The sequence below is a fragment of the Pseudomonas sp. Teo4 genome, from assembly GCF_034387475.1.
Taxonomy (GTDB): Bacteria; Pseudomonadota; Gammaproteobacteria; order Pseudomonadales; family Pseudomonadaceae; genus Aquipseudomonas.
In genome coordinates this window covers 380,228-401,244 of record NZ_JAXCIL010000001.1, presented here as the reverse complement: position 1 = coordinate 401,244, position 21,017 = coordinate 380,228, and the positions used below count along the sequence as shown (strand labels likewise).

The 21,017-nt window shown below is 61.3% G+C and carries 20 protein-coding genes; 7 read left to right on the top strand and 13 right to left on the bottom strand.

What is annotated here, in order from left to right:
- Positions 1-5: 5 nt before the first annotated feature.
- Positions 6-707 (bottom strand): TetR/AcrR family transcriptional regulator, encoded by a 702-nt coding sequence (locus PspTeo4_RS02055; protein WP_322362065.1) that lies wholly within the window; start codon positions 705-707, stop codon positions 6-8.
- A 229-nt stretch (positions 708-936) separates the two neighbouring features.
- Here PspTeo4_RS02055 and lexA point away from each other — a divergent pair, with 229 nt between their 5' ends.
- Together lexA and sulA are read left to right on the top strand one after the other, a co-directional pair.
- Positions 937-1,545, top strand: coding sequence for a transcriptional repressor LexA (gene lexA / locus PspTeo4_RS02050; protein ID WP_322362064.1), 609 nt, complete (start codon positions 937-939; stop codon positions 1,543-1,545).
- Between the two features lie 13 nt (positions 1,546-1,558).
- Entirely contained in the window at positions 1,559-2,035 is a 477-nt protein-coding gene (gene sulA, locus PspTeo4_RS02045) for an SOS-induced cell division inhibitor SulA (RefSeq protein ID WP_322362063.1), read from the top strand.
- 39 nt (positions 2,036-2,074) lie between these two features.
- On the opposite strand, the gene PspTeo4_RS02040 is transcribed toward sulA, so the two are convergent.
- The 7 genes from PspTeo4_RS02040 to PspTeo4_RS02010 all read right to left on the bottom strand — a co-directional run bounded on the left by PspTeo4_RS02040 (position 2,075) and on the right by PspTeo4_RS02010 (position 10,471).
- Positions 2,075-2,308, bottom strand: a complete 234-nt coding sequence (locus PspTeo4_RS02040) for a hypothetical protein (RefSeq protein ID WP_322362062.1) — start codon at positions 2,306-2,308, stop codon at positions 2,075-2,077.
- 50 nt (positions 2,309-2,358) lie between these two features.
- A complete protein-coding gene (locus PspTeo4_RS02035; protein ID WP_322362061.1) occupies positions 2,359-2,874 on the bottom strand; it encodes a DUF6586 family protein in 516 nt (171 codons plus the stop codon).
- 212 nt (positions 2,875-3,086) lie between these two features.
- Positions 3,087-5,696 (bottom strand): type I DNA topoisomerase, encoded by a 2,610-nt coding sequence (gene topA / locus PspTeo4_RS02030; RefSeq protein ID WP_322362060.1) that lies wholly within the window; start codon positions 5,694-5,696, stop codon positions 3,087-3,089.
- Between the two features lie 100 nt (positions 5,697-5,796).
- Complete coding sequence (locus PspTeo4_RS02025) at positions 5,797-6,048, bottom strand: DUF1653 domain-containing protein (RefSeq protein WP_322362059.1); 252 nt, start codon at positions 6,046-6,048, stop codon at positions 5,797-5,799.
- A gap of 79 nt (positions 6,049-6,127) precedes the next feature.
- Positions 6,128-7,303, bottom strand: a complete 1,176-nt coding sequence (gene fadA / locus PspTeo4_RS02020; RefSeq protein WP_322362058.1) for an acetyl-CoA C-acyltransferase FadA — start codon at positions 7,301-7,303, stop codon at positions 6,128-6,130.
- Positions 7,304-7,347: 44 nt separating this feature from the next.
- The gene (gene fadB / locus PspTeo4_RS02015; RefSeq protein ID WP_322362057.1) at positions 7,348-9,495 is read right to left on the bottom strand and encodes a fatty acid oxidation complex subunit alpha FadB; all 2,148 of its coding nucleotides are present in this window, start codon (positions 9,493-9,495) and stop codon (positions 7,348-7,350) included.
- Positions 9,496-10,033: 538 nt separating this feature from the next.
- The gene (locus PspTeo4_RS02010) at positions 10,034-10,471 is read right to left on the bottom strand and encodes a hypothetical protein (RefSeq protein ID WP_322362056.1); all 438 of its coding nucleotides are present in this window, start codon (positions 10,469-10,471) and stop codon (positions 10,034-10,036) included.
- A gap of 110 nt (positions 10,472-10,581) precedes the next feature.
- On the opposite strand from PspTeo4_RS02010, the gene PspTeo4_RS02005 reads away from it, so the two are divergent.
- Complete coding sequence (locus tag PspTeo4_RS02005; RefSeq protein ID WP_322362055.1) at positions 10,582-11,022, top strand: universal stress protein; 441 nt, start codon at positions 10,582-10,584, stop codon at positions 11,020-11,022.
- A gap of 119 nt (positions 11,023-11,141) precedes the next feature.
- Here the strand turns inward: PspTeo4_RS02005 and PspTeo4_RS02000 are convergent, their stop codons facing one another.
- Positions 11,142-13,070 (bottom strand): ATP-binding cassette domain-containing protein, encoded by a 1,929-nt coding sequence (locus tag PspTeo4_RS02000; RefSeq protein ID WP_322362054.1) that lies wholly within the window; start codon positions 13,068-13,070, stop codon positions 11,142-11,144.
- A gap of 221 nt (positions 13,071-13,291) precedes the next feature.
- Here PspTeo4_RS02000 and PspTeo4_RS01995 point away from each other — a divergent pair, with 221 nt between their 5' ends.
- Positions 13,292-15,220 carry a transglycosylase SLT domain-containing protein gene (locus tag PspTeo4_RS01995; RefSeq protein WP_322362053.1) on the top strand — a complete coding sequence of 643 codons (1,929 nt, stop codon included), beginning with the start codon at positions 13,292-13,294 and terminating at the stop codon, positions 15,218-15,220.
- Positions 15,221-15,310: 90 nt separating this feature from the next.
- Here the strand turns inward: PspTeo4_RS01995 and PspTeo4_RS01990 are convergent, their stop codons facing one another.
- Both PspTeo4_RS01990 and PspTeo4_RS01985 read right to left on the bottom strand, forming a co-directional pair.
- Complete coding sequence (locus PspTeo4_RS01990) at positions 15,311-16,111, bottom strand: MOSC domain-containing protein (RefSeq protein ID WP_322362052.1); 801 nt, start codon at positions 16,109-16,111, stop codon at positions 15,311-15,313.
- 64 nt (positions 16,112-16,175) lie between these two features.
- On the bottom strand, positions 16,176-17,111 hold the full coding sequence (locus tag PspTeo4_RS01985; RefSeq protein ID WP_322362051.1) for a chemotaxis protein CheV: 936 nt from the start codon (positions 17,109-17,111) through the stop codon (positions 16,176-16,178).
- Positions 17,112-17,450: 339 nt separating this feature from the next.
- Here PspTeo4_RS01985 and PspTeo4_RS01980 point away from each other — a divergent pair, with 339 nt between their 5' ends.
- The 3 genes from PspTeo4_RS01980 to PspTeo4_RS01970 all read left to right on the top strand — a co-directional run bounded on the left by PspTeo4_RS01980 (position 17,451) and on the right by PspTeo4_RS01970 (position 19,892).
- Positions 17,451-17,945, top strand: coding sequence for a histidine kinase (locus PspTeo4_RS01980; RefSeq protein WP_416196894.1), 495 nt, complete (start codon positions 17,451-17,453; stop codon positions 17,943-17,945).
- A 401-nt stretch (positions 17,946-18,346) separates the two neighbouring features.
- A complete protein-coding gene (locus PspTeo4_RS01975; protein ID WP_322364781.1) occupies positions 18,347-19,243 on the top strand; it encodes a sensor histidine kinase in 897 nt (298 codons plus the stop codon).
- Positions 19,233-19,892: a response regulator transcription factor gene (locus PspTeo4_RS01970; protein WP_322362049.1), complete on the top strand. Its 660-nt coding sequence runs from the start codon at positions 19,233-19,235 to the stop codon at positions 19,890-19,892. Before PspTeo4_RS01975 ends, PspTeo4_RS01970 begins: the two co-directional genes overlap by 11 nt.
- On the opposite strand, the gene yegS is transcribed toward PspTeo4_RS01970, so the two are convergent.
- Positions 19,876-20,763 carry a lipid kinase YegS gene (gene yegS, locus PspTeo4_RS01965; protein WP_322362048.1) on the bottom strand — a complete coding sequence of 296 codons (888 nt, stop codon included), beginning with the start codon at positions 20,761-20,763 and terminating at the stop codon, positions 19,876-19,878. The two genes, PspTeo4_RS01970 and yegS, sit on opposite strands and share 17 nt — an antisense overlap.
- On the bottom strand, positions 20,711-20,953 hold the full coding sequence (locus tag PspTeo4_RS01960; RefSeq protein WP_322362047.1) for a hypothetical protein: 243 nt from the start codon (positions 20,951-20,953) through the stop codon (positions 20,711-20,713). The genes yegS and PspTeo4_RS01960 overlap by 53 nt, the downstream gene beginning before the upstream one ends.
- Positions 20,954-21,017 lie beyond the last annotated feature (64 nt).

The following is a 21,017-nucleotide window of genomic DNA, read 5'->3' as shown; positions in this document are numbered from 1 at the left end:
AGTGTTCAGGCCTTGGCGGTAGTGCTCTTGCTGCGCGGGCGCAGTTGCGCGCTGGCCATCGCCTCGTCGGTGACGCCGCTGTCGGCACGCATGCCGGCCGCCAGGAACGGCACCATCAAGCGCATGACCTGCTCGATCGAGGTGTTGATGCCGAAATCGGTCTCGGCGATGGCGCGCAATGCCTTGATACCGGACATGCTGAACGCTGCGGCACCCAACATGAAGTGCACGCGCCAGAACAATTCCAGCGGCGGAATGCGTGGAGCGGCTTCATTGACCAGCAGCATGTAGCGGCGGAACACTTTGCCGTACATGTCTTCCAGGTAACGACGCAAGTGGCCCTGGCTCTGGCTGAAGGCCAGGCCTAAAAGGCGCATGAAAATCGACAGGTCGTTGTTGCTGCGCGGCTGCACGACCAGCGCCTGCTCTACCAGCATTTCAAGCAACTCTTCGAGCGAGGGCTTCTGTTCGGGGCGTGCCTGGCGACGTTCCAGTTCACGCTCGAGGCTGGCGCAGAACGGGCCCAGGAAGCGCGAGAACACCGCCTGAATCAGGGCTTTCTTGGAACCGAAGTGGTAGTTGACCGCAGCCAGGTTGACGCCGGCCTTGCTGGTGATCAGCCGCAGCGAGGTTTCGGCGAACCCCCTTTCCGCGAACAGCTGCTCAGCTGCATCGAGAATGCGTTCAACGGTTTCCGATTGGGCCATGACTACTCCGCCAGACAAACAGGTGTTTGAAACATACGTTTCAGCCCTGTTTATGTCAAGGCTCGCTGACCGTGCGGTCGCACATTAGAAAGCGCTGGGCGCCAAGCTGCAAGCGCCAAGTTGCAGTTGGCCGTGGCGCAAATCCGCTTTTTCTTGCGCCTTGCAGTTTGCAGCGCGCCCGACACTGTATATAATCCCAGTCACTGTATAAAAAGACAGAGCGCTCGCCATGTTGAAACTGACGCCACGCCAAGCCGAAATCCTGGCCTTCATCAAACGCTGCCTCGAAGACAACGGCTTCCCGCCAACGCGCGCGGAGATCGCTCAAGAGCTGGGCTTCAAGTCGCCCAACGCCGCCGAGGAACATCTCAAGGCCCTCGCCCGCAAAGGCGCGATCGAAATGACCCCAGGTGCCTCTCGCGGCATCCGCGTCCCCGGCTTCGAGGCCAAGGCCGAAGAGAATGGCCTGCCAATCATTGGGCGGGTCGCGGCCGGCGCACCAATCCTCGCCGAACAGCACATCGAGCAATCCTGCAACATCAACCCCACCTTCTTCCATCCGCGCGCCGACTATCTGTTGCGCGTACACGGCATGAGCATGAAGGACGTCGGCATCTTTGACGGCGACCTGCTCGCCGTGCACACCTGCCGCGAAGCCCGAAACGGCCAGATCGTCGTCGCCCGCATCGGTGACGAGGTAACGGTCAAACGCTTCAAGCGTGAAGGCAGCAAAGTCTGGCTTATTGCCGAGAACCCCGAATTCGCCCCCATCGAAGTCGACCTGAAAGATCAGGAACTGGTTATCGAGGGCTTGAGCGTCGGCGTCATTCGCCGCTGATCCAGGAGGCGTCATGCAGCAGTCCACCCATGCACCCCAGCAAGTTCAGCTTCCGCTGTTCGAGGCCTTCCTCGCCCAGCCGGTATTGCCGGGCTTGAAGGCACAAGAGCCGGCGCGCAAGCACAGCCAACCCGAGCTGTTTAGCGAACTGTCGCTGCGCGGAGCACCTGGGCACTGCCAAAGCCTGCTGGCGCCCGTGCTACGCGAACTGAGCGAAGAGGACGATGCCCGCTGGCTGACCCTGATCGCCCCACCCTCAAGCCTGACGCAAGCTTGGTTACGAGATGCTGGCCTTAACCGCGAACGCATTCTGTTGCTGCACCCTCGCGGCAACCAGAGCCCGCTGCAACTGGCCTGCGAAGCCCTGCGCCTTGGCCGCAGCCATACCGTGGTCAGCTGGCTGGGTAACGTCAACGCCAACGCACGCCAGCAACTGGTACGCGCAGCCAACGTCGGAAACGCACAAAGCCTGAACATCCGCCTCGGCTGATGTTCAGGCTTTGCCTGTTATTCGCAACACTCTCGCTGCTTAGTGCAGTACGCGCGGTCCTTCGTCGCGCTCGAGGTCGCCATCCATGAGGCGACCCGCCATCTGCACGCCTACGCTCAGCATGGCCTTGGCCACCTCAACGTGCTGGCCCTGCAGGAACGCCTTGGCGTCCTCCGAGAAATCCAGGGTTACCAGAGAGCCTTCGTCCTCGGCACGACGCAGTTCGATCCGGCCATCAGGCAACTCGACAATTTCTAGAAAGGACGTTGACATATAGGGCTGCTCTCCACGAAAGGCGATTATTGTACCAGCCGAAGTGGTGATCAGCACTCACTCAACGCGTCACGGAAACGTCTCACCAAACCCTTGAGGTTGTTTCGCCAGCTTTCCAGCTCCTCCCTCGACAACGCAGGATGCTCAGGCTCGTCGAGATTGACGGCCTGGATCAGGGGCTGAGTGACATCGGTCTTGGGCGCTTTCTTGGCGACCGGCGGTCGGAACAAATCGGCATAAGCACTGAGCAGTTGCGCCAGCCAGGTTTCCCGCTGCCTAACCAGCTCAAGCATCTCGGCCACTTCAGGGATGGCCAGTTTGTTCAATGCATCGTCGGCGAGCGCCTGCTCCACTGTGGTAACCACGGGCAAGCGGTAGAAACCACCGATTTCATGGCACAACCCCAACAGCGCGCCGTACAGATGAAACAGCGCCGACTCGCGCTCGGACTGGACCAGACCCTGGGCATTCATGGCCTGGCTCTGTTCGGCCTTGGCCATGGATTCCAGGGCAAGTCCGGCGAAGAACAGTTTCTGGTTGGTACGGGTGTAGAGTTCCTGGGCCATCTTGAGTGACCTCCCTAAGGCTGCAAGGCGAATAGCTGCAGTTTCAGGGATCGCGCTTTCATTGTCATCAACGAAATGGGGCCGCTGCGCGCCCCATCGCCGGCAAGCCGGCTCCTACAGGATTGCACCACGCTTGAGGCCTGGGCGGAATCTGTGGGAGCCGGCTTGCCGGCGATGGGCCGCAAAGCGGCCCCAATTGCAGCACTGAACGGTCAGCGCTTGTCTTCGACCTTCCAGGCATTCCCGTCGTAGAACGCCTTCCACCCCGTCGGCTTGCCATCGACCTCGGACTGTACGTATTGCTCCTTGGTCTTGCGGCTGTAGCGGATCACCGCCGGACGGCCTTCCGGGTCCTTCTGCGGCGCGTCGCACAGGAAGTGGTACTTAGGGTCGATCTCATGCTTGTGCGGAACGATTTCCAGCACCAAAGGAGCGCGAGTTTCGCGGTTCTTGGGGAACTGGCTTGCCGCCAGGAACAGCCCCGAGGCGCCATCACGCAACACGTAGGTATCGTCGACCTTCTCGCACTTGAGCTCGGGCATGTCCACCTTGTCCATCTTCGGTGGCGCCGCCTCGCCGCTCTTGAGCAGCTTGCGGGTGTTCTTGCACGACGCATTGGTGCAACCGAAGAACTTGCCGAAACGGCCTGTCTTGAGCTGCATCTCGCTGCCGCACTTGTCGCACTCCAGGCTCGGCCCTTCGTAGCCCTTGATGCGGTAGCTACCCTCTTCGATCTCGTAGCCAGCGCAGTCCGGGTTGTTACCGCAGATATGCAGCTTGTGCTTCTCGTCCAGCAGGTAAGCGTCCATCGCCGTGGCGCAGATCGGGCAACGGTGCTTGCCGCGCAGCACGCGGGACTCCGATTCACCCTCGTCGTCAGCGGCAATCTCGTCACCTGGCACCAGGTTGACGGTGGCCTTGCAGCGCTCTTTCGGTGGCAGGCTGTAGCCGGAGCAGCCGAGGAACACACCCGTGGAAGCGGTACGGATCATCATTGGCCGGCCACATTCCTTGCACGGAATGTTGGTCATGGTCGGCTGGTTGGCACGCATGCCGCTTTCCGCGGATTCAGCCGTCAGCAGCTTCTTGCTGAAGTCACCGTAGAACTCGTCAAGCACGTTCTTCCAGTCACGCTCACCCTGGGCCACGTCATCGAGGTTCTCTTCCATGCCGGCGGTGAAGCCGTAGTCCATGAGGTTGGAGAAGCTCTCGGACAGGCGCTCGGTGACGATGTCGCCCATCTTCTCGGAATAGAAGCGGCGGTTGTGCAGCGTCACATAACCGCGGTCCTGGATAGTCGAAATGATCGCCGCGTAGGTCGACGGGCGACCGATACCGCGCTTTTCCATTTCCTTGACCAGGCTGGCTTCGGTGAAGCGTGCCGGTGGCTTGGTGAAGTGCTGGCTCGGGTCGAGCTGGATCAGCTTCAACGCCTCGCCCTGCGCCATTTCCGGCAGCACATCGTCTTCGCCCGGCTTGCTCTGCTGTGGCAGCACGCGGGTGTAACCGTCGAACTTCAGGATACGGCCCTTGGCGCGCAGCTCGAAGTCGCCAGCCGCCACCGTCACGCTGGTGGACAGGTATTGCGCTGGCGGCATCTGGCAAGCCAGGAACTGGCGCCAGATCAGCTCGTACAGGCGCTCGGCATCACGCTCCATACCGCTGAGCTTGGTCGGATGGGTGTTGACGTCGGAAGGACGAATCGCTTCGTGCGCCTCCTGGGCGCCTTCCTTGCTGCCATACACCACCGGGGCATCCGGCAGGTACTGCTTGCCGAACTCACGCTCGATGTAGCTGCGCGCCATGTCCAGAGCATCGGCCGACAGGTTGGTCGAGTCGGTACGCATATAGGTGATGTAGCCAGCTTCGTACAGACGCTGGGCCATCATCATGGTCTTCTTCACCCCGAAGCCCAGGCGATTGCTCGCCGCCTGCTGCAGGGTGGAGGTAATGAACGGTGCCGACGGCTTGCTGCTGGTCGGGCGGTCTTCGCGCTTGACCACGCTGTAGCTGGAAGCCTTGAGCTTCTCCAGCGCAGCCATGGCCTGGGCTTCGTTCAGCGGCTTGAAGGCCTCGCCGTTCTCGCGGGCCACTTCGAAACGCACCTTGGCGTTCTTGGCGGTACCGAGGTCGGCGTGGACTTCCCAGTATTCTTCAGGGATGAACGCGCGGATTTCGCGCTCACGCTCGACTACCAGTTTCACCGCCACCGACTGCACACGCCCGGCAGACAGGCCGCGGGCAATCTTGGCCCACAGCAGTGGCGAAACCATGTAACCGACCACGCGATCGAGGAAGCGACGCGCTTGCTGAGCATTGACGCGGTCGATATCCAGCTCGCCCGGCTGGGAGAAGGCATCCTGGATGGCCTTCTTGGTGATTTCGTTGAACACCACGCGCTTGTAGCGGCTGTCGTCCCCACCAATGGCTTCGCGCAGGTGCCAGGCAATGGCTTCCCCTTCGCGATCCAAGTCGGTTGCGAGATAGATGGTGTCAGCATCCTTGGCCAGGCGGCGCAGCTCGTCGATCACCTTTTCCTTGCCAGGCAGGATCTCGTACTTGGCCTTCCAGCCGTGATCGGGGTCAACCCCCATGCGCGCCACCAGCTGGCGACGGGCCTTTTCCTTCGGCGACAGCGCCGGTGCCTCACCCGCGGTCTTGCCGCGCTTGGCGGCCGGCTCTTTGCTGGCGCTGGCCGAACCGCTGGTGGGGAGGTCTCGGATATGGCCGATACTCGACTTCACCACGTACTGGTTGCCCAGGTACTTGTTGATGGTCTTGGCCTTGGCCGGGGATTCCACAATGACCAGCGATTTGCCCATGGATCGGAGTATTCCTGAATCTGAAGATGAAAAACGCGTCAGGTGCCAGACGCGGCACCGCTATATATAGTGGCAAAAGAGTGAGGTCAAGCGCGGTCGATCACTCGACTGGCTTGGCCAAGTGCTCGGACAGCCCCTCTTCGGCCTTGACCAAAGCAAAGCGTGGCACCTGCTCGCCGTCAACCTCTACCGACTCGAGGAACATCGAAAGCGGCCGCACCCACAGCCCGAACTCGCCATAAAGTGCCTGGTAGAACACCACCCATTCTTCGGTCTCGGAGTGCCGAGCAGCGGCGAAGACACGGTACTCAGGCCCTTTGTAATGACGGTACACGCCTGGTTGTATCTGCATGTCGCTCACCCTCTTGAAACAAATTCTGTAAAAAACAAAAACCGGGGCACAGGGCCCCGGCTGCTGACTTGCAACGCGATCAGACGCGTTCGAAGACAGTGGTGATGCCTTGACCCAAGCCGACGCACATGGTGGCGACACCCAGGGCACCGCCATTTTGCTTCATGACGTTGAGCAGGGTGCCGGAAATCCGTGCCCCGGAGCAACCGAACGGGTGGCCCAAGGCAATGGCGCCGCCGTGCAGGTTAACCTTCTCATCCATCTTGTCGAGTACTTTAAGATCTTTCAGCACCGGCAGGGCCTGTGCGGCGAAGGCTTCGTTGAGCTCGATGAAGTCGATATCGGCCATGGTCAGGCCCGCGCGCTTGAGCGCTTTCTGGGTCGACGGCACCGGGCCGTAGCCCATGATCGCCGGGTCGACACCGGCCACAGCCATGGAGCGGATGACCGCCAAGGGCTGAATACCGAGGTCCATGGCGCGCTGACCGGACATGACGATCATGCACGAGGCACCGTCGGTGATCTGCGACGAAGTACCGGCAGTGACGGTGCCCCCTTTCGGGTTGAACGCAGGCTTGAGCGATGCCAGGCCTTCAAGGGTGGTTTCCGGGCGAATGGTCTCGTCGAAATCGAAGACCTTCAGGAAGCCGTTCTCGTCGTAGCCCTGCATCGGGATGATCTCGTCCTTGAACTTGCCTTCGACCGTCGCCTTGTGGGCGAGCTGGTGCGAACGCAGGCCGAACAGATCCTGTTGCTCACGGCTGATGCCGTGCATCTTGCCCAGCATTTCAGCGGTCAGGCCCATCATGCCCGAAGCTTTGGCGGCATGCAGCGACATGTGTGGGTTTGGGTCCACGCCATGCATCATGCTGACGTGCCCCATGTGCTCGACACCACCGACCACGAACACGTCGCCGTTGCCGGTCATGATCGCCTGGGCAGCGGTGTGCAGCGCGCTCATCGACGAGCCACACAGGCGGCTGACGGTCTGGGCGGCGGAGGTGTGCGGAATCTGGGTCATCAACGACGCCATGCGGGCGATGTTCCAGCCCTGCTCCAGGGTCTGGTTGACGCAGCCCCAGATCACGTCCTCGACCTCTTTCGGGTCAACCTTGTCGTTGCGCTCCAGCAGTTTGCTGATCAGGTGCGCGGACATGTCTTCGGCGCGGGTGTTGCGGTGCATGCCACCCTTGGAGCGGCCCATCGGGGTGCGACCGAAGTCGACAATCACCACGTCTCTTGGATTGAGGCTCATATCAATACTCTCGCTCTACTCTTGCTCTCAGGCGCTGTGGCCGCTCAGTTGAAGAAGCGCTGGCCATTCTTGGCCATCTCGCGCAGCTTCGCGGTCGGGTGGTACAGCGGCCCAAGGTCGGCATACTGGTCAGCCAGGGCAACGAACTCGGCCACCCCGATCGAATCGATGTAACGCAGCGCACCACCCCGGAAGGGAGGGAAACCAATGCCGTAGACCAGGCCCATGTCGGCTTCGGCGGCGGTTTCGACGATACCGTCCTCCAGGCAGCGCACGGTCTCGAGGCACAGCGGGACCATCATCCAGTTGATGATGTCTTCATCGGTGACTTCACGCTGCTCGAAGACGATCGGCTTAAGCACCTCGAGCACGCTGGCGTCGACCACTTTCTTCGGCTTGCCGCGCTTGTCGGTCTCGTAGGCGTAGAAGCCCTTGCCATTCTTCTGGCCCAGGCGGTTGGCCTCGTACAGGGCATCCACGGCCGAACGACGATCATCTTTCATGCGGTCCGGGAAACCTTCGGCCATGACATCACGGCCGTGGTGGCCAGTGTCGATACCGACGACGTCCATCAGGTACGCCGGGCCCATGGGCCAGCCGAACTTCTCCATCACCTTGTCGATGCGCACGAAGTCGACACCGGCGCTGACCAGCTTGGCGAAGCCACCGAAGTACGGGAACAACACACGGTTGACCAAAAAGCCCGGGCAGTCGTTGACCACGATCGGGTTCTTGCCCATCTTCTTGGCATAGGCCACGGTAGTGGCGACCGCGACTTCACTGGACTTCTCGCCACGAATGACTTCCACCAGCGGCATCATGTGCACCGGGTTGAAGAAGTGCATGCCGACGAAGTTCTCCGGACGCTTGAGGGCCTTGGCCAGCAAGTTGATGGAGATGGTCGAGGTGTTCGAGGCGAGGATCGCATCGTCCTTCACCTGGCCTTCAACTTCGGCCAGCACGGCCTGCTTGACCTTCGGGTTCTCGACCACGGCCTCGACGACGATGTCGACATTGCCGAAGTCGCCGTAGGACAGGGTCGGACGAATGGCATTGAGCGCCTCAGCCATTTTCGCCGGGGTCAAACGGCCTTTCTCGACGCGCTTGCCAAGCAGCTTGGAGGCTTCGTTCAAGCCCAGCTGGATGGCTTCTTCGCGAATGTCCTTCATCAGGATCGGGGTGCCCTTGACCGCCGACTGGTAGGCGATGCCGCCACCCATGATGCCAGCGCCGAGTACGGCAGCCTGCTTCACGTCGTGGGCGATCTCATCATGGGCCTTGGCCTTGCGCTTGAGCTCCTGATCGTTCAGGAACAGGCCGATCAGGCTTTCCGCGACCGAGGTCCGGGCCAGCTTGGCGAAACCTGCGGCTTCGACTTCCAGCGCTTTGTCACGGCCGAAGTTCGCGGCCTTCTGGATGGTCTTGATGGCTTCGACTGGAGCCGGATAGTTAGGGCCAGCCTGGCCTGCGACGAAGCCTTTGGCGGTCTCGAAGGCCATCATCTGCTCGATGGCGTTGAGCTTGAGCTTCTCCAGCTTGGGCTGGCGCTTGGCCTTGTAATCCAGCTCACCGCTGATGGCGCGCTTGATCAGGTCCAGGGCACCGGCCTGCAGCAGTTCAGGGGCGACCACGGCATCGACCGCACCCACTTTCAGCGCGTCCTCGGCACGGTTTTCCTTACCGGAGGCAATCCACTCGATGGCGTTGTCGGAACCGATCAGGCGCGGCAGACGCACGGTGCCGCCGAAGCCCGGGTAGATACCCAGCTTGACTTCCGGCAGGCCGATCTTGGCGTTGGAGGACATGACCCGGTAGTCGGCTGCCAGGCACATTTCCAGGCCGCCACCCAGGGCGATACCGTTGATGGCCGCGACAGTCGGCACTTCGAGGTCTTCGAAGGCATTGAAGATGCGGTTGGCTTCCAGGTTGCCGGCAACCAGCTCGGCCTCGGGCAGTTTGAAGTTATCGACGAACTCGGTGATGTCGGCGCCGACGATGAACACGTCCTTGCCACTGCTGACGATCACGCCTTTCACCGAGGCGTCGGCCTTGATGGCATCGACGGCCTGGCGCAGCTCGTCCAGGGTCAGGCGATTGAACTTGTTGACGGACTCACCCTTGAGGTCGAACTTCAGTTCGACGATGCCGCTTTCAAGAGCCTTAACCGTGATGGCTTTACCTTCGTAAATCATCAACTGATCTCCACGATATGGAAGCTGAACTGTACACGCCGAACGCTGGTGGCAGAGCTGGCCATGCTGCCCTTGCCCCAGGCACACCCGTCAGCGCGCTAGTCGGGATTATGGACGAGCGATGTGACATACAAACGCTCAATTCATACGCCCGTTTGATTTGGGTATGCACACATTCTCCGAAAAGATCGGCGTTGTCAAATGCTCACGAGCACCATCAAAACGCGACTTTCCGGTCACTTTGCAACGGCAGGGTTCGATAAGTGATGACAGTGATCGCTGATCATTCATGTCAGCGATTGACCATTTCTGCAGGCGCCGGCTTAGCAGCGGCGAGGCCAGTTCAGTCGAATTCGAGCCGCGATAAAATCTGCCAACAATGGCTGGCATCTCCCCCACGGCCGACTACACTGCGACTGGCTCCACGAAATTCCCGGCCTGCCTGGCCTTTTCTGCAGCGCAGAAACGACAAAGCGGCAACCTGGCACCTACCCCACCTGGGGCGCTGCCATGTTGCCGCTTTGTCGTTGTCGCGCGATCAAGCGAGGGTTTCAAAGGCGTGAGCAATATCCTGCAACACAGATTTATCGCCACGCTCGCTCCAGTACAGCGCGATCATGCGCTTGTCGGCCTCGACCTTGTAAACGGTCTCTGGCAGGCGCGCGAACACCTCACTCAAGTGCGGTTCCTCGCACACTTCACGCCACTGGTTCCACCACACACCCGGGCTGACCTGCCAATAGCACCAACTGTCCTCATGCCCTTTGCGTCGGGCCCTGTGGTATTGCGGGCAAGGGCTGGGCGGTTCCTTCTCCAGCCAGTGCGGCCACTGTTGCGGCGCCAGCTGCATGGCCAGCCCCATGCGCCGCGCCTCCAGGCGCAGGCTCATCTGCTCACCCTGCTTGCGGGAAACACGCAGCCAGGAAAGCGGACTGAGAATCAGCGCAAGGATTGACACCACCAGCCATACCGTCATATCTGTAGTTCCCATAAAGCGTTGCAAATGAGCGGGTTACTCATGTTTCACGGAAGACCTGCCGTAAAGCGACCATACTTCTACTATCGCGATTGTCAGGAGTGCTGCTCATGTCCTACGAACATCTTCTGGTTGCCGTCGACCTGACCGAAGAATGCGACCCGGTGATCAAGCGTGCCATGAAGCTCGCCGAACCTAGCGGCGCCAAGGTCTCGCTGGTGCATATCGTCGAACCGATGGCCATGGCCTTTGGCGGCGACGTACCGATGGACCTGTCGCAACTGCAACAGCAGCAGTTCGACCAGGCCAAGGAGCGCATGGATCGCCTGTTCAACAAATACCCGGATATCAACCGCGGCGACTCGCACCTGACCTACGGCCAGCCACGCCAGGAAATCCACCAGCTGGCCAAGGACCAGAAGTGCGACCTGATCGTGGTGGGCAGCCATGGCCGCCACGGCTTGGCCCTGCTGCTGGGCTCCACTGCCAACGACGTGCTGCACGGTGCGCCGTGCGATGTGCTGGCGGTGAGGCTGCAGAAGAAGGAATGATTTAGCCTGTCTGGGCACTATCGCCGGCAAGCCGGCTCCCACAGGAACTGCACAGATCTCGGGCTTTGTGCAATCCCTGTGGGAGCCGGCTTGCCGGCGATGGGGCCTAGAGCGGTAACTCAGCCTTCCAGCTCAGCCCACCGCTCTACCAGCGCGTCCAGCTCGCCCTGCAGCTTCTCGATCTTCGCCAGCACCGCCGAGGTCTCAGCGATCGGGCGCTGATAGAACCCTGCCGCATTCACTTCTTCCTGGGCCTCGGCCATGCGCTGCTCCAGCTCATCGATCTGCCCTGGCAACATCTCCAGCTCGCGCTGCAGCTTGTAGCTGAGCTTCTTCTTCGAAGCATCCGCCACCGGTGCAGCAGCCACAGGCGCCGCCTCTGCAATGGGCTTTTCCACCACCGCGCTGTTGAGCTCCGACTTGCCGCCCTTGCTTTCGGTCACGCCCAGCAACTTCGGCGAACCGCCCTGGCGAATCCAGTCCTCGTAGCCACCCACGTATTCGCGCACCTTGCCCTGCCCTTCGAACACCAGGGTGCTGGTCACCACGTTGTCGAGGAAGGCCCGGTCGTGGCTGACCATCAGCACCGTGCCCTTGTAGTTGGACAGGACTTCTTCCAGCAGCTCGAGGGTTTCAACGTCCAGGTCGTTGGTCGGCTCGTCGAGCACCAGCAGGTTGGCAGGCTTGCTGAACAGCTTGGCCAGCAACAGACGGGCACGCTCGCCGCCGGACAACGCCTTGACCGGGGTACGCGCGCGCTGCGGGCTGAACAGGAAATCGCCCAGGTAGCTCAGGACATGGCGGCTCTGCCCGTCGATATCGATGAAGTCCCGGCCTTCGGCCAGGTTGTCGATCACGGTCTTTTCCAGGTCGAGCTGGTGACGCATCTGGTCGAAATAGGCCACTTCAAGCTTGGTGCCCCGCTCGATCTTGCCGGAGGTCGGCTCCAGGTCACCGAGCATCAGCTTGAGCAATGTGGTCTTGCCGGTACCGTTGGCACCCAGCAGGCCAATCCGGTCCTCGCGCTGCAGGACCATGGAGAAATCCTTGACCAGCATCGGCCCCTCAGGGTGCGCGAAGCTGACATTCTCCAGCACCATGACCTGCTTGCCGGACTTCTCCGCCGACTCGATCTGGATGTTGGCCTTGCCCTGACGCTCACGGCGCTCGCTGCGTTCCACGCGCAATGCCTTGAGCGCGCGCACTCGGCCTTCGTTGCGGGTTCGACGGGCCTTGATGCCCTGGCGAATCCATACCTCTTCCTGGGCCAGGCGCTTGTCGAACAGCGCGTTGGCGGTTTCTTCGGCGGCCAACGCCGCTTCTTTGTGCACCAGGAAGCTGGCGTAGTCGCCGTTCCAGTCGATCAGGCCGCCACGGTCCAGTTCAAGGATGCGGGTGGCCAGGTTCTGCAGGAAGGACCGGTCGTGGGTGATGAACAGCACGGCGCCATTGAAGCCGCTCAGGGCTTCTTCGAGCCAGGCGATGGCACCGATGTCCAGGTGGTTGGTCGGTTCGTCCAGCAGCAGCAGGTCAGGCTCGGAAACCAGCGCCTGGGCAAGCAGCACGCGCCGACGCCAGCCACCGGACAGCTCGGCCAGGGTCTTTTCGGCCGGCAATTGCAGACGGCTCAGAGTGCTTTCCACCACCTGCTGCAGGCGCCAGCCATCACGGGCTTCCAGTTCGTGCTGGACGTGCATGATTTTTTCCAGGTCTTCATCGCCCTGGATGTTCTGGCTAAGGTGGTGATACTCGGCAAGCAGCGCGCCCACGCCATCAAGGCCTTCGGCCACCACGTCGAACACGCTGCGTTCGTCGGCCACCGGCAATTCCTGCGGCAGCTCGCCGATCTTCAGGCCAGGGGCGCGCCAGATCTCGCCGTCGTCGCCCTTCTGCTCGCCCTTGACCAGGCGCAGCATGCTCGACTTGCCGGTGCCGTTGCGGCCGATGATGCACACCCGCTCGCCACGGGCGATCTGCCAGGACACTTTGTCCAGCAGCGGCATGGCGCCGAATGCGAGGGACACATCGCTGAATTTGAGCAGGGTCATGTTCGTCTCCAGAAATCGGGCGCGCATTCTACCTGACTTGGCCATTTCCGGCATTAAGTTGACCGCACCGCCAACGCTTGGCGACATTTGGTCGAAGTTAACGGCTTGATACAAGCACAGTCCTTTCACCGGCCATGGGCAAACGGCTAAGCTAAGGCAATAGCTTCCAACAGTGCTGGCATTGCCGTCACTTTCCCATGGTTCAACTGCCCGGACGTATCATGCGCAGCCGCCTGTTACAGATTGCATCCTGCCTGCTGCTCACCGCAGCCGCCGCCAGCGTGGCGCAGGCCGCCGACCTCTCCCAGCAACGCCAGTACTATGACGAGGCCAAGCGCGCCTTGGCCAAGGGCGACAAAGGCCCTTACCTGCGCTATGCCCAGGCCCTGCGCGATTACCCGTTGACGCCCTACCTGGCCTACGACGAACTCACCGCACGCCTGAAAAGCGCAAGCAACGAAGAAATCGAAGGCTTCCTGGCCAAACACGGTGATCTGCCCCAGGCCAACTGGATGAAACTGCGCTGGCTGCGCTGGCTGGCCGAGCGCGGCGAGTGGAATACCTTTGCCAAGTATTACGACCCCAAGCTCAACTTCACCGAACTGGACTGCCTGAACGGTCAGTACCAGCTGAGCCATGGCCTCAGAGCCGAGGGTTTTGCCAGCGCCGAAAAGCTGTGGAATGTCGGCAAGTCGCAACCGGCAGCCTGTGACACCCTGTTCGGCATGTGGGCCGCCGAAGGCCAGCTGACCGAGGCCAAACGCTGGAACCGCACCAAGCTGGCCGCCCAGGCACGCAACTACGGCCTGGCCAACAACCTGGTCAAGACCCTGACCACCCTTGCCCCACAGGGTCGCCTGCTGGTCGACGTCGCGCAAAAGCCCGAGCTGTTGAACCAGCCATCACGCTTCACCCCGGTCAACGAGGCCATGTCCGACGTGGTCAGCCTCGGCCTGCGTCGTTTGGCCAGGCAGGACCCGGAGCGCGCCATGGCGCTGCTCGACGATTACGCCCAGCGCATGCACTTCTCCCGCGACGAGAAAGTCGCGATCGCCCGGGAAATCGGCCTGACCTTGGCTCGTCGTTACGACCCACGCGCCCTTGACCTGATGACCCGCTACGACCCGGAACTGCGCGACAACACCGTCAGCGAATGGCGTTTGCGCCTGCTGTTGCGCCTGGGCCGTTGGGAAGACGCCTACCAGCTGACCAAGCGCCTGCCACAGGACCTGGCCAGCAGCAGCCGCTGGAAGTACTGGCAAGCCCGTACCCTGGAGCTGGCCCAGCCGAACAACCCGCAAATTCCGCTGCTGTACAAGACCGTGGCACGCGAACGCGACTTTTATGGCTTCCTCGCCGCTGACCGGGCCCAAACCCCTTATCAGTTGAACAACAGGCCGCTGGTGCTCAGCCCGCAACTGGTCAACAAGGTGCGTAACACGCCGGGCATCCAGCGTGCCCTGGAATTCCACGCCCGCGGCCAGATCGTCGAAGGGCGCCGCGAGTGGTACCACGTCAGCCGTCACTTCACCCGTGACGAGATGGTTGCCCAGGCGCGCCTGGCCTACGACTTGCGCTGGTATTTCCCGGCCATTCGCACCATCAGCCAGGCGCAGTACTGGGATGACCTGGACATCCGCTTCCCCATGGCCCACCGCGACACCCTGGTACGCGAAGCCAAAGTGCGCGGGCTGCATTCGAGCTGGGTATTCGCCATTACCCGCCAGGAAAGCGCCTTCATGGAAGATGCCCGTTCCAGCGTCGGGGCCAGCGGCCTGATGCAGCTGATGCCGGCCACCGCCAAGGAGACGGCACGCAAGTTCAGCATTCCGCTGGCCTCACCAGCGCAGGTGTTCAACCCTGACAAGAACATCCAGCTGGGCGCGGCCTACCTGAGTCAGGTGCACAGCCAATTCAACGGTAACCGGGTGCTGGCCTCGGCGGCCTACAACGCCGGCCCCGGGCGAGTTCGGCAATGGCTCAAGGGCGCCAAGCACCTGAGCTTCGATGTGTGGGTTGAGTCGATCCCGTTCGACGAAACGCGCCAGTACGTGCAGAACGTGTTGTCGTATTCGGTGATCTACGGGCAGAAGCTCAATTCGCCACAGCCACTGGTGGATTGGCATGAGCGGTATTTTGACGATATGTAACTGAGTGCAGGCCTCATCGCCGGCAAGCCGGCTCCTACAAAACCCCTGTAGGAGCCGGCTTGCCGGCGATGAGGCCGGTAAACACACCCGCTACTCCAACACCTCCACACTCATCCCCACTTCGAGCACGCCCTGGCCATCCACCGCCAGGTTCTGCCCGAACAGCACATCCCCCTCTTTCTCTCGGAACGTCTTGAGCGTGGTCAGCGGCTCACGGTCAGCGCTGCGCTCCCCAGTCACGGGATCGAGTGTGGTGAAGATGCACCGCACACTGGGTTTGAGCAGACGAAACTCCAGTTCGCCGATGCGAATCCGCTTCCAGCCATCCTCAGCGAACGGCTCACTGCCCTGCACCACCAGATTCGGTCGGAACCTGAGCATTTCCATGGGCCGGCCAATGCGCCGGTTGAGCTCATCCAGCGACCCTTGGCCAATCAGCAAAAATGGAAAGCCGTCCGGAAACGCCGCCCGGTCGCTGTTCAAGCCATAGCCGCTGGGCAGGTAGCGGGCGCGTTGCGGCGGGCAGTACACAAGCCGCACAGGCTTACCGAGCATCTGCGAAAGCCAGGCAGCTGCTTCATCGCCAGCATCGGGAACTCGCAAGGTATCGCGCCAGATCGTCACGCCACGCAGGTCATCATCAGCCTCAGGCACCAACACCTGCAACGGCGCCTGCCCTGGGGCCTCCAGCAACAACCCCGCGTCACCATGGATAGCCGTCAACTGGCTCAGTTGTGGCCATGCGCGCTGGGTGAGAAAGCGGCCGTTTTCTTCTTCGACCACCATCCAGCGACGATCACCCAGCACACCCAGGTGACCCACCGGCGAAGCCTGCAGACGTTGCGCCCGCCCCGACTTCACCGGGTATCGATACAACTCACTCAAAAACATCCCTGCTTGCCTCGCACACTCCGAAAACGCCTAGCTTATACCCGACGCTCGGTCAGCGCAGGCATCAGGCGTTGGCGGTATCCAGCATCAGGCGCTGCTTCACCACATCGACCAGGCGGTCGGGCTGGAATTTGGAGAGGAAGTTGTCGCAACCGACCTTCTTGACCATGGACTCGTTGAAACTTCCCGAAAGCGACGTGTGCAACACCACGTAGAGCTTGCGCAGGCGCGCATCGCTGCGAATTTCGGTGGTCAGCCGGTAACCGTCCATTTCCGGCATCTCGGCATCGGTGAACACCATCAGCAGTTTCTCGCACACATCTTCACCGGCGTCGGCCCAACCCTTGAGCATGCGCAGCGCCTTGAGGCCATCGCTGGCCACATGCAGTTTCACGCCAAGTTGAGACAAGGTGTCACGCAGCTGCGCCAGCGCCACGCTGGAGTCATCCACCAGCAGCACTTCCCGTCCGCGAGCACGGGCCAGCACCGGATCGGCGAGTTTGTCGCCAGAAACCCTGGCGTTGTAAGGCACGATCTCGGCCAGGACCTTCTCCACGTCGATCACTTCCACCAGCTTGTCATCCACCTTGGTGATGGCGGTCAGGTAATGCTGGCGGCCAGCACTGGAAGGTGGCGGCATGATGGCTTCCCAGTTCATGTTGACGATGCGATCGACACCGCCCACCAGGAAGGCTTGCACCGAGCGGTTGTACTCGGTGACGATAATGGTGCTGTCCGGCCCCGGCTGCAGCGGGCGCATGCCAATCGCCTGGGACAAGTCGATCACCGGCAGGGTCTGCCCGCGCAGGTTGACTACACCACAGACGAACGCATGGCGCTGCGGCATCAGGGTCAGCTTGGGCAACTGCAGCACTTCCTGCACCTTGAACACGTTGATCGCGAACAGTTGGCGGCCTGCCAGGCGAAACATCAGAATTTCCAGGCGGTTTTCACCCACCAATTGCGTGCGTTGGTCTACCGTGTCGAGAATGCCAGCCATTGGAAAACCCCCAGGCGCGTGTCGGGAAAAGTAAATTGATCCAACCTGTATCGGCATTTTTTTGCGCGGCTTAACCCCTGCAGGAAAAAGCCTTGCCAGCAATTGATATCACTTTACCATCATGCTTTACTGCGGACATCGCAACCGCAGCACCTGTCGCCACCCCTACCCCAGCATCAGGGAAACCCCTAGCAGCAATCGGGTGCAACCTGATGTTCGCAATATCCTTTAGCCATTAATGTGACGCCATTCTCATTGCATGAATGGAGTCAGGCTTTTGCTAGCAATCGTCTTGGCGTGGCCAACCCCCGCTCCAGCCCAACCCGCCGGAGTGACATGATGGACAACGCCTCCTCGAACAGCATCGCCCTGCAGGAATTTCTGCTGGATGCGCAGATCTTGTTAACCCAGTCCCAGGAATGCCTGCAGCACCTGGAGCTGATCGACAACGATCCAGATGCCTGCCATTGCCTGAACAACACGCTTGACACCCTTGCCCGTCGCGCCAACGGCCTGGGCCTGATCGAGGTTTCACGTTACACCGAAGCGTTACAGCGGTTGCTCGCGCCTGCCTGCCGTGAACAACACTTGAAGGGTGAAGCCCTCCCTGCGCTGGATGCCTGCCTGACCCTGCTGGCCTGGCAACTGGAGCTGGTCGACCCGCGCACCGGGCGCCTGAGCCTGGACACCTGCGAACAGATCACGCTACTGGGTGAGCTTGCCGGCCTCCTGAACCAACCGGCACCGCAAACGTGTGCCTCCTGCAACGAACGCGAAAGTTCGTGCATCCACCCTCATTCAGAGGCGCCATCAAAGCCCTCACCGCACCATTAGAGCGGCACGGACTCACTCCGCCGAAAGAGCAACTAAGCGTATTGTTCAAGGCCCACCATGGTCGAACTAGGGAAGTTTGGCCAAGTTTGGCGGTTACACTTGAGCCTTATTCAAGCTACTTGCACTGAAAAGGCGCACAACTTGGCTGAATAATGGCACTCTGCCCTGACCGGCACATGAAAAAACCTCCGGATCCCCCCGGAAACCCTGAGGATTCGATGCACTGCCTGGCCGCGACCAAAGCAGCCCGAAGTGTTAAGATGCGCAAAACCAAACGTTCTCGGCACGCATGCAGATCCTTTCGACGTGCGCTGAGCGATTGATTGAAAGCACCACGCCAAAGCCTCTGGTAATACCTGTGCAAGGCCTCCATCAGCAATACTTCAGTGGCTTCCCTATTTATGCTCCCACGCTTGAAGATTCCTCTGCGTTGCTGTTCTCGCACTGCCCTGCTGCGCTGGACGACGGCTGTGCTGTGCGTGGCATCGATGGCCGCCAACCTGGCGCTGTTCATGGCCAGCCAGCCCATGCCAGCCAGCCTGCTGGTATTGCAACTGGCCGCCTTGCTGGGCGTCTTTTGGCACCTGAGCCGCGGGGCCAGGTCGATCAACCTGCAACCGGCGGAGCTGGCCGACCGCATGCTGAAGGTCCAGGAGAGCGAGCGCCAACACCTGAGCCGCGAATTGCATGATGACATCGGCCAATTGCTGACGGCCGCCAAGCTGCAACTGGACTGGCTGCAACGGCGGTTGCCAGCTGACCTGCAGGCCCACTGCGGCACACTGCGCAGCACCCTCGAGGACACCTTGAGCAACGTGCGCGATGTATCTGCCATTCTCAACCCCCGGCAACTGGCCAGCCTGGGCCTGGAAGCCAGCCTGCGTGCGCATCTGGTACGTACACTGGAGAGCAGCGAGGTGCACTGGAGCCTGGAATGCCACCAACGCCTGGGGGGCATTACCGAAGAAGTCTCCATGGCTGTCTTTCGCATCACCCAGGAAGCCGTCACCAACATGCTGCGCCACGCCCAGGCTCGCAACCTGACCATCAAACTGCAGCGCAGCCCCGAGGGCCTCGCCCTGACCATTCAGGACGACGGCCGCGGCTTCACTCCCACGAGCAACCCGGCCGAGGCAGGCCAGCGCGGCATGGCCGGCATGCAGGAACGGGTGGTGGCCCTCAAAGGCAGCCTGCACATCACCAGTCAGCTTGGCCTGGGCACCCGAATCGACGTCGTGTTCCCATGGCCGCCCCGCACCCATGAACGTGCCAGGACCCCCGCTTCCAATGACCTGTAGATTACTGCTGGTGGATGACCACTCGCTGATCCGCGCCGGGGTCCGTGCCCTGGTTTCCGACATTCCAGGCTATAGCGTGGTCGGTGAAGCCGATGACGGCAATCAGCTGCTCGAACAAGTTCATGCACTGGCACCGGACATCATCCTGCTGGACATCTCCATGCGTTCCACCAGCGGCCTGGATGCGCTCACCCAACTGCGTGCCAGCGGCAACACCAGCAAGGTGCTCATCCTGTCCATGCACACTGACCCCGAGCTGATCATGCGTGCTCTGGAAAGCGGCGCCCACGGCTACCTGCTCAAGGACACCACCGCCACCGAGCTGGAACAGGCCCTTGCAGCACTGCGTAATGGCGAACGCTACCTTAGCCCGGCCATCGCCCACACCGTGATCAACCAGGCGCTCATGCATGCGCAGCACGGCAAACACCCCGTCAGCGACCGCCACAACCTTACAGCCCGGCAACTGGAGATCCTGCGCTTGATCGTGCGGGGCAAGTCGACGCGCGAGATCGCCGCCGGCCTTGGCCTGTCGATCAAGACCGTGGAAACCCACCGCTCGCAGATCATGAAGCGCCTGCAGATCTACGACGTGGCCGGCCTGGTGCTGTTTGCCGTGCGCGAAAAAATCATCAGCCTGGACGACTGAGCAACGGCGAATCCTCCGGCAAGTGCAGGCGCAGAGCCGCCGGCCTTGCCTCGAAACGCAGGCTGTCGGCTTGCAGCGGTTCGCCGTCGAGGTTGATGTCCAGGCCCTGCGAACATTTGATTTCCACCCACGGTAACCTGGCCCGCACGAACAGACCTTCCCCGGCGAACAGGTCGCGCAGCGCCCCCAACATTTCCTGGGGAGCGGGCAGAATGGCGATGTCCAACAGCCCGTCGTCGGCCCACGCTTCCGGGCACAACACCTGGCCGCCTCCCGCCTGACGGCCATTGCCGATTCCCAGCGCCAGCAGCTCCCCCTGCCACTCGAAACCCGGCCCCTGCAGCGACACCTTGGCTGCCTGCAGCTCGCTGAAGCGCGACAGCCCGGTAAACAGGTAGGCCGCCGCACCCAGCACCTTTTTCAGGTCCTCCGAGGTATTGGCCGTGACCTGGCTGCCAAAACCTCCGGTGGCCATATTGAGAAACAGCTGCTCGCCCACCTGCCCCAGATCGATCGAACGCGCAGGCCGCTCAAGCAGCGCCAGCGCCGCCGAAGGCTCAAGCGGCACACCTGCTGCTTTGGCGAAATCATTGGCGGTGCCCAGCGGCAACAGCGCAAGACTGGCGTTCGTGGCCGCCAGCCCTACAGCTTCAGCCACATCACGCAACGTGCCATCGCCGCCACCTGCAACCACATGGGTGTAACCCGCTGCCAGCGCCTCATTGACGAAGCGCTGGGCATCGCCGGCCTCCCAGGTCACCCGCACATCCAGTGTCCAGCCTCGCTCACGCATCTGGCGTACGGCCTCGCGCACTTCGTCATTCATCGCCTGCTTGCCATGCAGGATCAACACCGCCTTGCGCTCTTGCATCGTTTTTCTCCGTGAGGACCGTCTCGTCCAGATGTCGACCATCGCCAAACACAAAATGCTGCACAGCCTGGCGCACGCTTCTGCGTGCCGCCTTGCAGCCAACGGCAGTACGAAAAATAACCAAGTTCACACATTTATCATTGAAAGCTTCTCCCATCAGGCGCATGATCGACAAATATTTGGCCTTCATGGATGATGATGCCGAGAAAAGTCGGTTTTTTGACTTTTACCGCCATAACCCTGACAGGTCGCAT

Excerpts from the sequence above, each read along its gene's own strand:
- PspTeo4_RS02055 (WP_322362065.1), bottom strand. The coding sequence starts at position 707 with ATGGCCCAATCGGAAACCGTTGAACGCATTCTCGATGCAGCTGAGCAG.
- lexA (WP_322362064.1), top strand. The coding sequence starts at position 937 with ATGTTGAAACTGACGCCACGCCAAGCCGAAATCCTGGCCTTCATCAAA.
- sulA (WP_322362063.1), top strand. The coding sequence starts at position 1,559 with ATGCAGCAGTCCACCCATGCACCCCAGCAAGTTCAGCTTCCGCTGTTC.
- PspTeo4_RS02040 (WP_322362062.1), bottom strand. The coding sequence starts at position 2,308 with ATGTCAACGTCCTTTCTAGAAATTGTCGAGTTGCCTGATGGCCGGATC.
- PspTeo4_RS02035 (WP_322362061.1), bottom strand. The coding sequence starts at position 2,874 with ATGGCCCAGGAACTCTACACCCGTACCAACCAGAAACTGTTCTTCGCC.
- topA (WP_322362060.1), bottom strand. The coding sequence starts at position 5,696 with ATGGGCAAATCGCTGGTCATTGTGGAATCCCCGGCCAAGGCCAAGACC.
- PspTeo4_RS02025 (WP_322362059.1), bottom strand. The coding sequence starts at position 6,048 with ATGCAGATACAACCAGGCGTGTACCGTCATTACAAAGGGCCTGAGTAC.
- fadA (WP_322362058.1), bottom strand. The coding sequence starts at position 7,303 with ATGAGCCTCAATCCAAGAGACGTGGTGATTGTCGACTTCGGTCGCACC.
- fadB (WP_322362057.1), bottom strand. The coding sequence starts at position 9,495 with ATGATTTACGAAGGTAAAGCCATCACGGTTAAGGCTCTTGAAAGCGGC.
- PspTeo4_RS02010 (WP_322362056.1), bottom strand. The coding sequence starts at position 10,471 with ATGACGGTATGGCTGGTGGTGTCAATCCTTGCGCTGATTCTCAGTCCG.
- PspTeo4_RS02005 (WP_322362055.1), top strand. The coding sequence starts at position 10,582 with ATGTCCTACGAACATCTTCTGGTTGCCGTCGACCTGACCGAAGAATGC.
- PspTeo4_RS02000 (WP_322362054.1), bottom strand. The coding sequence starts at position 13,070 with ATGACCCTGCTCAAATTCAGCGATGTGTCCCTCGCATTCGGCGCCATG.
- PspTeo4_RS01995 (WP_322362053.1), top strand. The coding sequence starts at position 13,292 with ATGCGCAGCCGCCTGTTACAGATTGCATCCTGCCTGCTGCTCACCGCA.
- PspTeo4_RS01990 (WP_322362052.1), bottom strand. The coding sequence starts at position 16,111 with ATGTTTTTGAGTGAGTTGTATCGATACCCGGTGAAGTCGGGGCGGGCG.
- PspTeo4_RS01985 (WP_322362051.1), bottom strand. The coding sequence starts at position 17,111 with ATGGCTGGCATTCTCGACACGGTAGACCAACGCACGCAATTGGTGGGT.
- PspTeo4_RS01980 (WP_416196894.1), top strand. The coding sequence starts at position 17,451 with ATGGACAACGCCTCCTCGAACAGCATCGCCCTGCAGGAATTTCTGCTG.
- PspTeo4_RS01975 (WP_322364781.1), top strand. The coding sequence starts at position 18,347 with ATGCTCCCACGCTTGAAGATTCCTCTGCGTTGCTGTTCTCGCACTGCC.
- PspTeo4_RS01970 (WP_322362049.1), top strand. The coding sequence starts at position 19,233 with ATGACCTGTAGATTACTGCTGGTGGATGACCACTCGCTGATCCGCGCC.
- yegS (WP_322362048.1), bottom strand. The coding sequence starts at position 20,763 with ATGCAAGAGCGCAAGGCGGTGTTGATCCTGCATGGCAAGCAGGCGATG.
- PspTeo4_RS01960 (WP_322362047.1), bottom strand. The coding sequence starts at position 20,953 with ATGAAGGCCAAATATTTGTCGATCATGCGCCTGATGGGAGAAGCTTTC.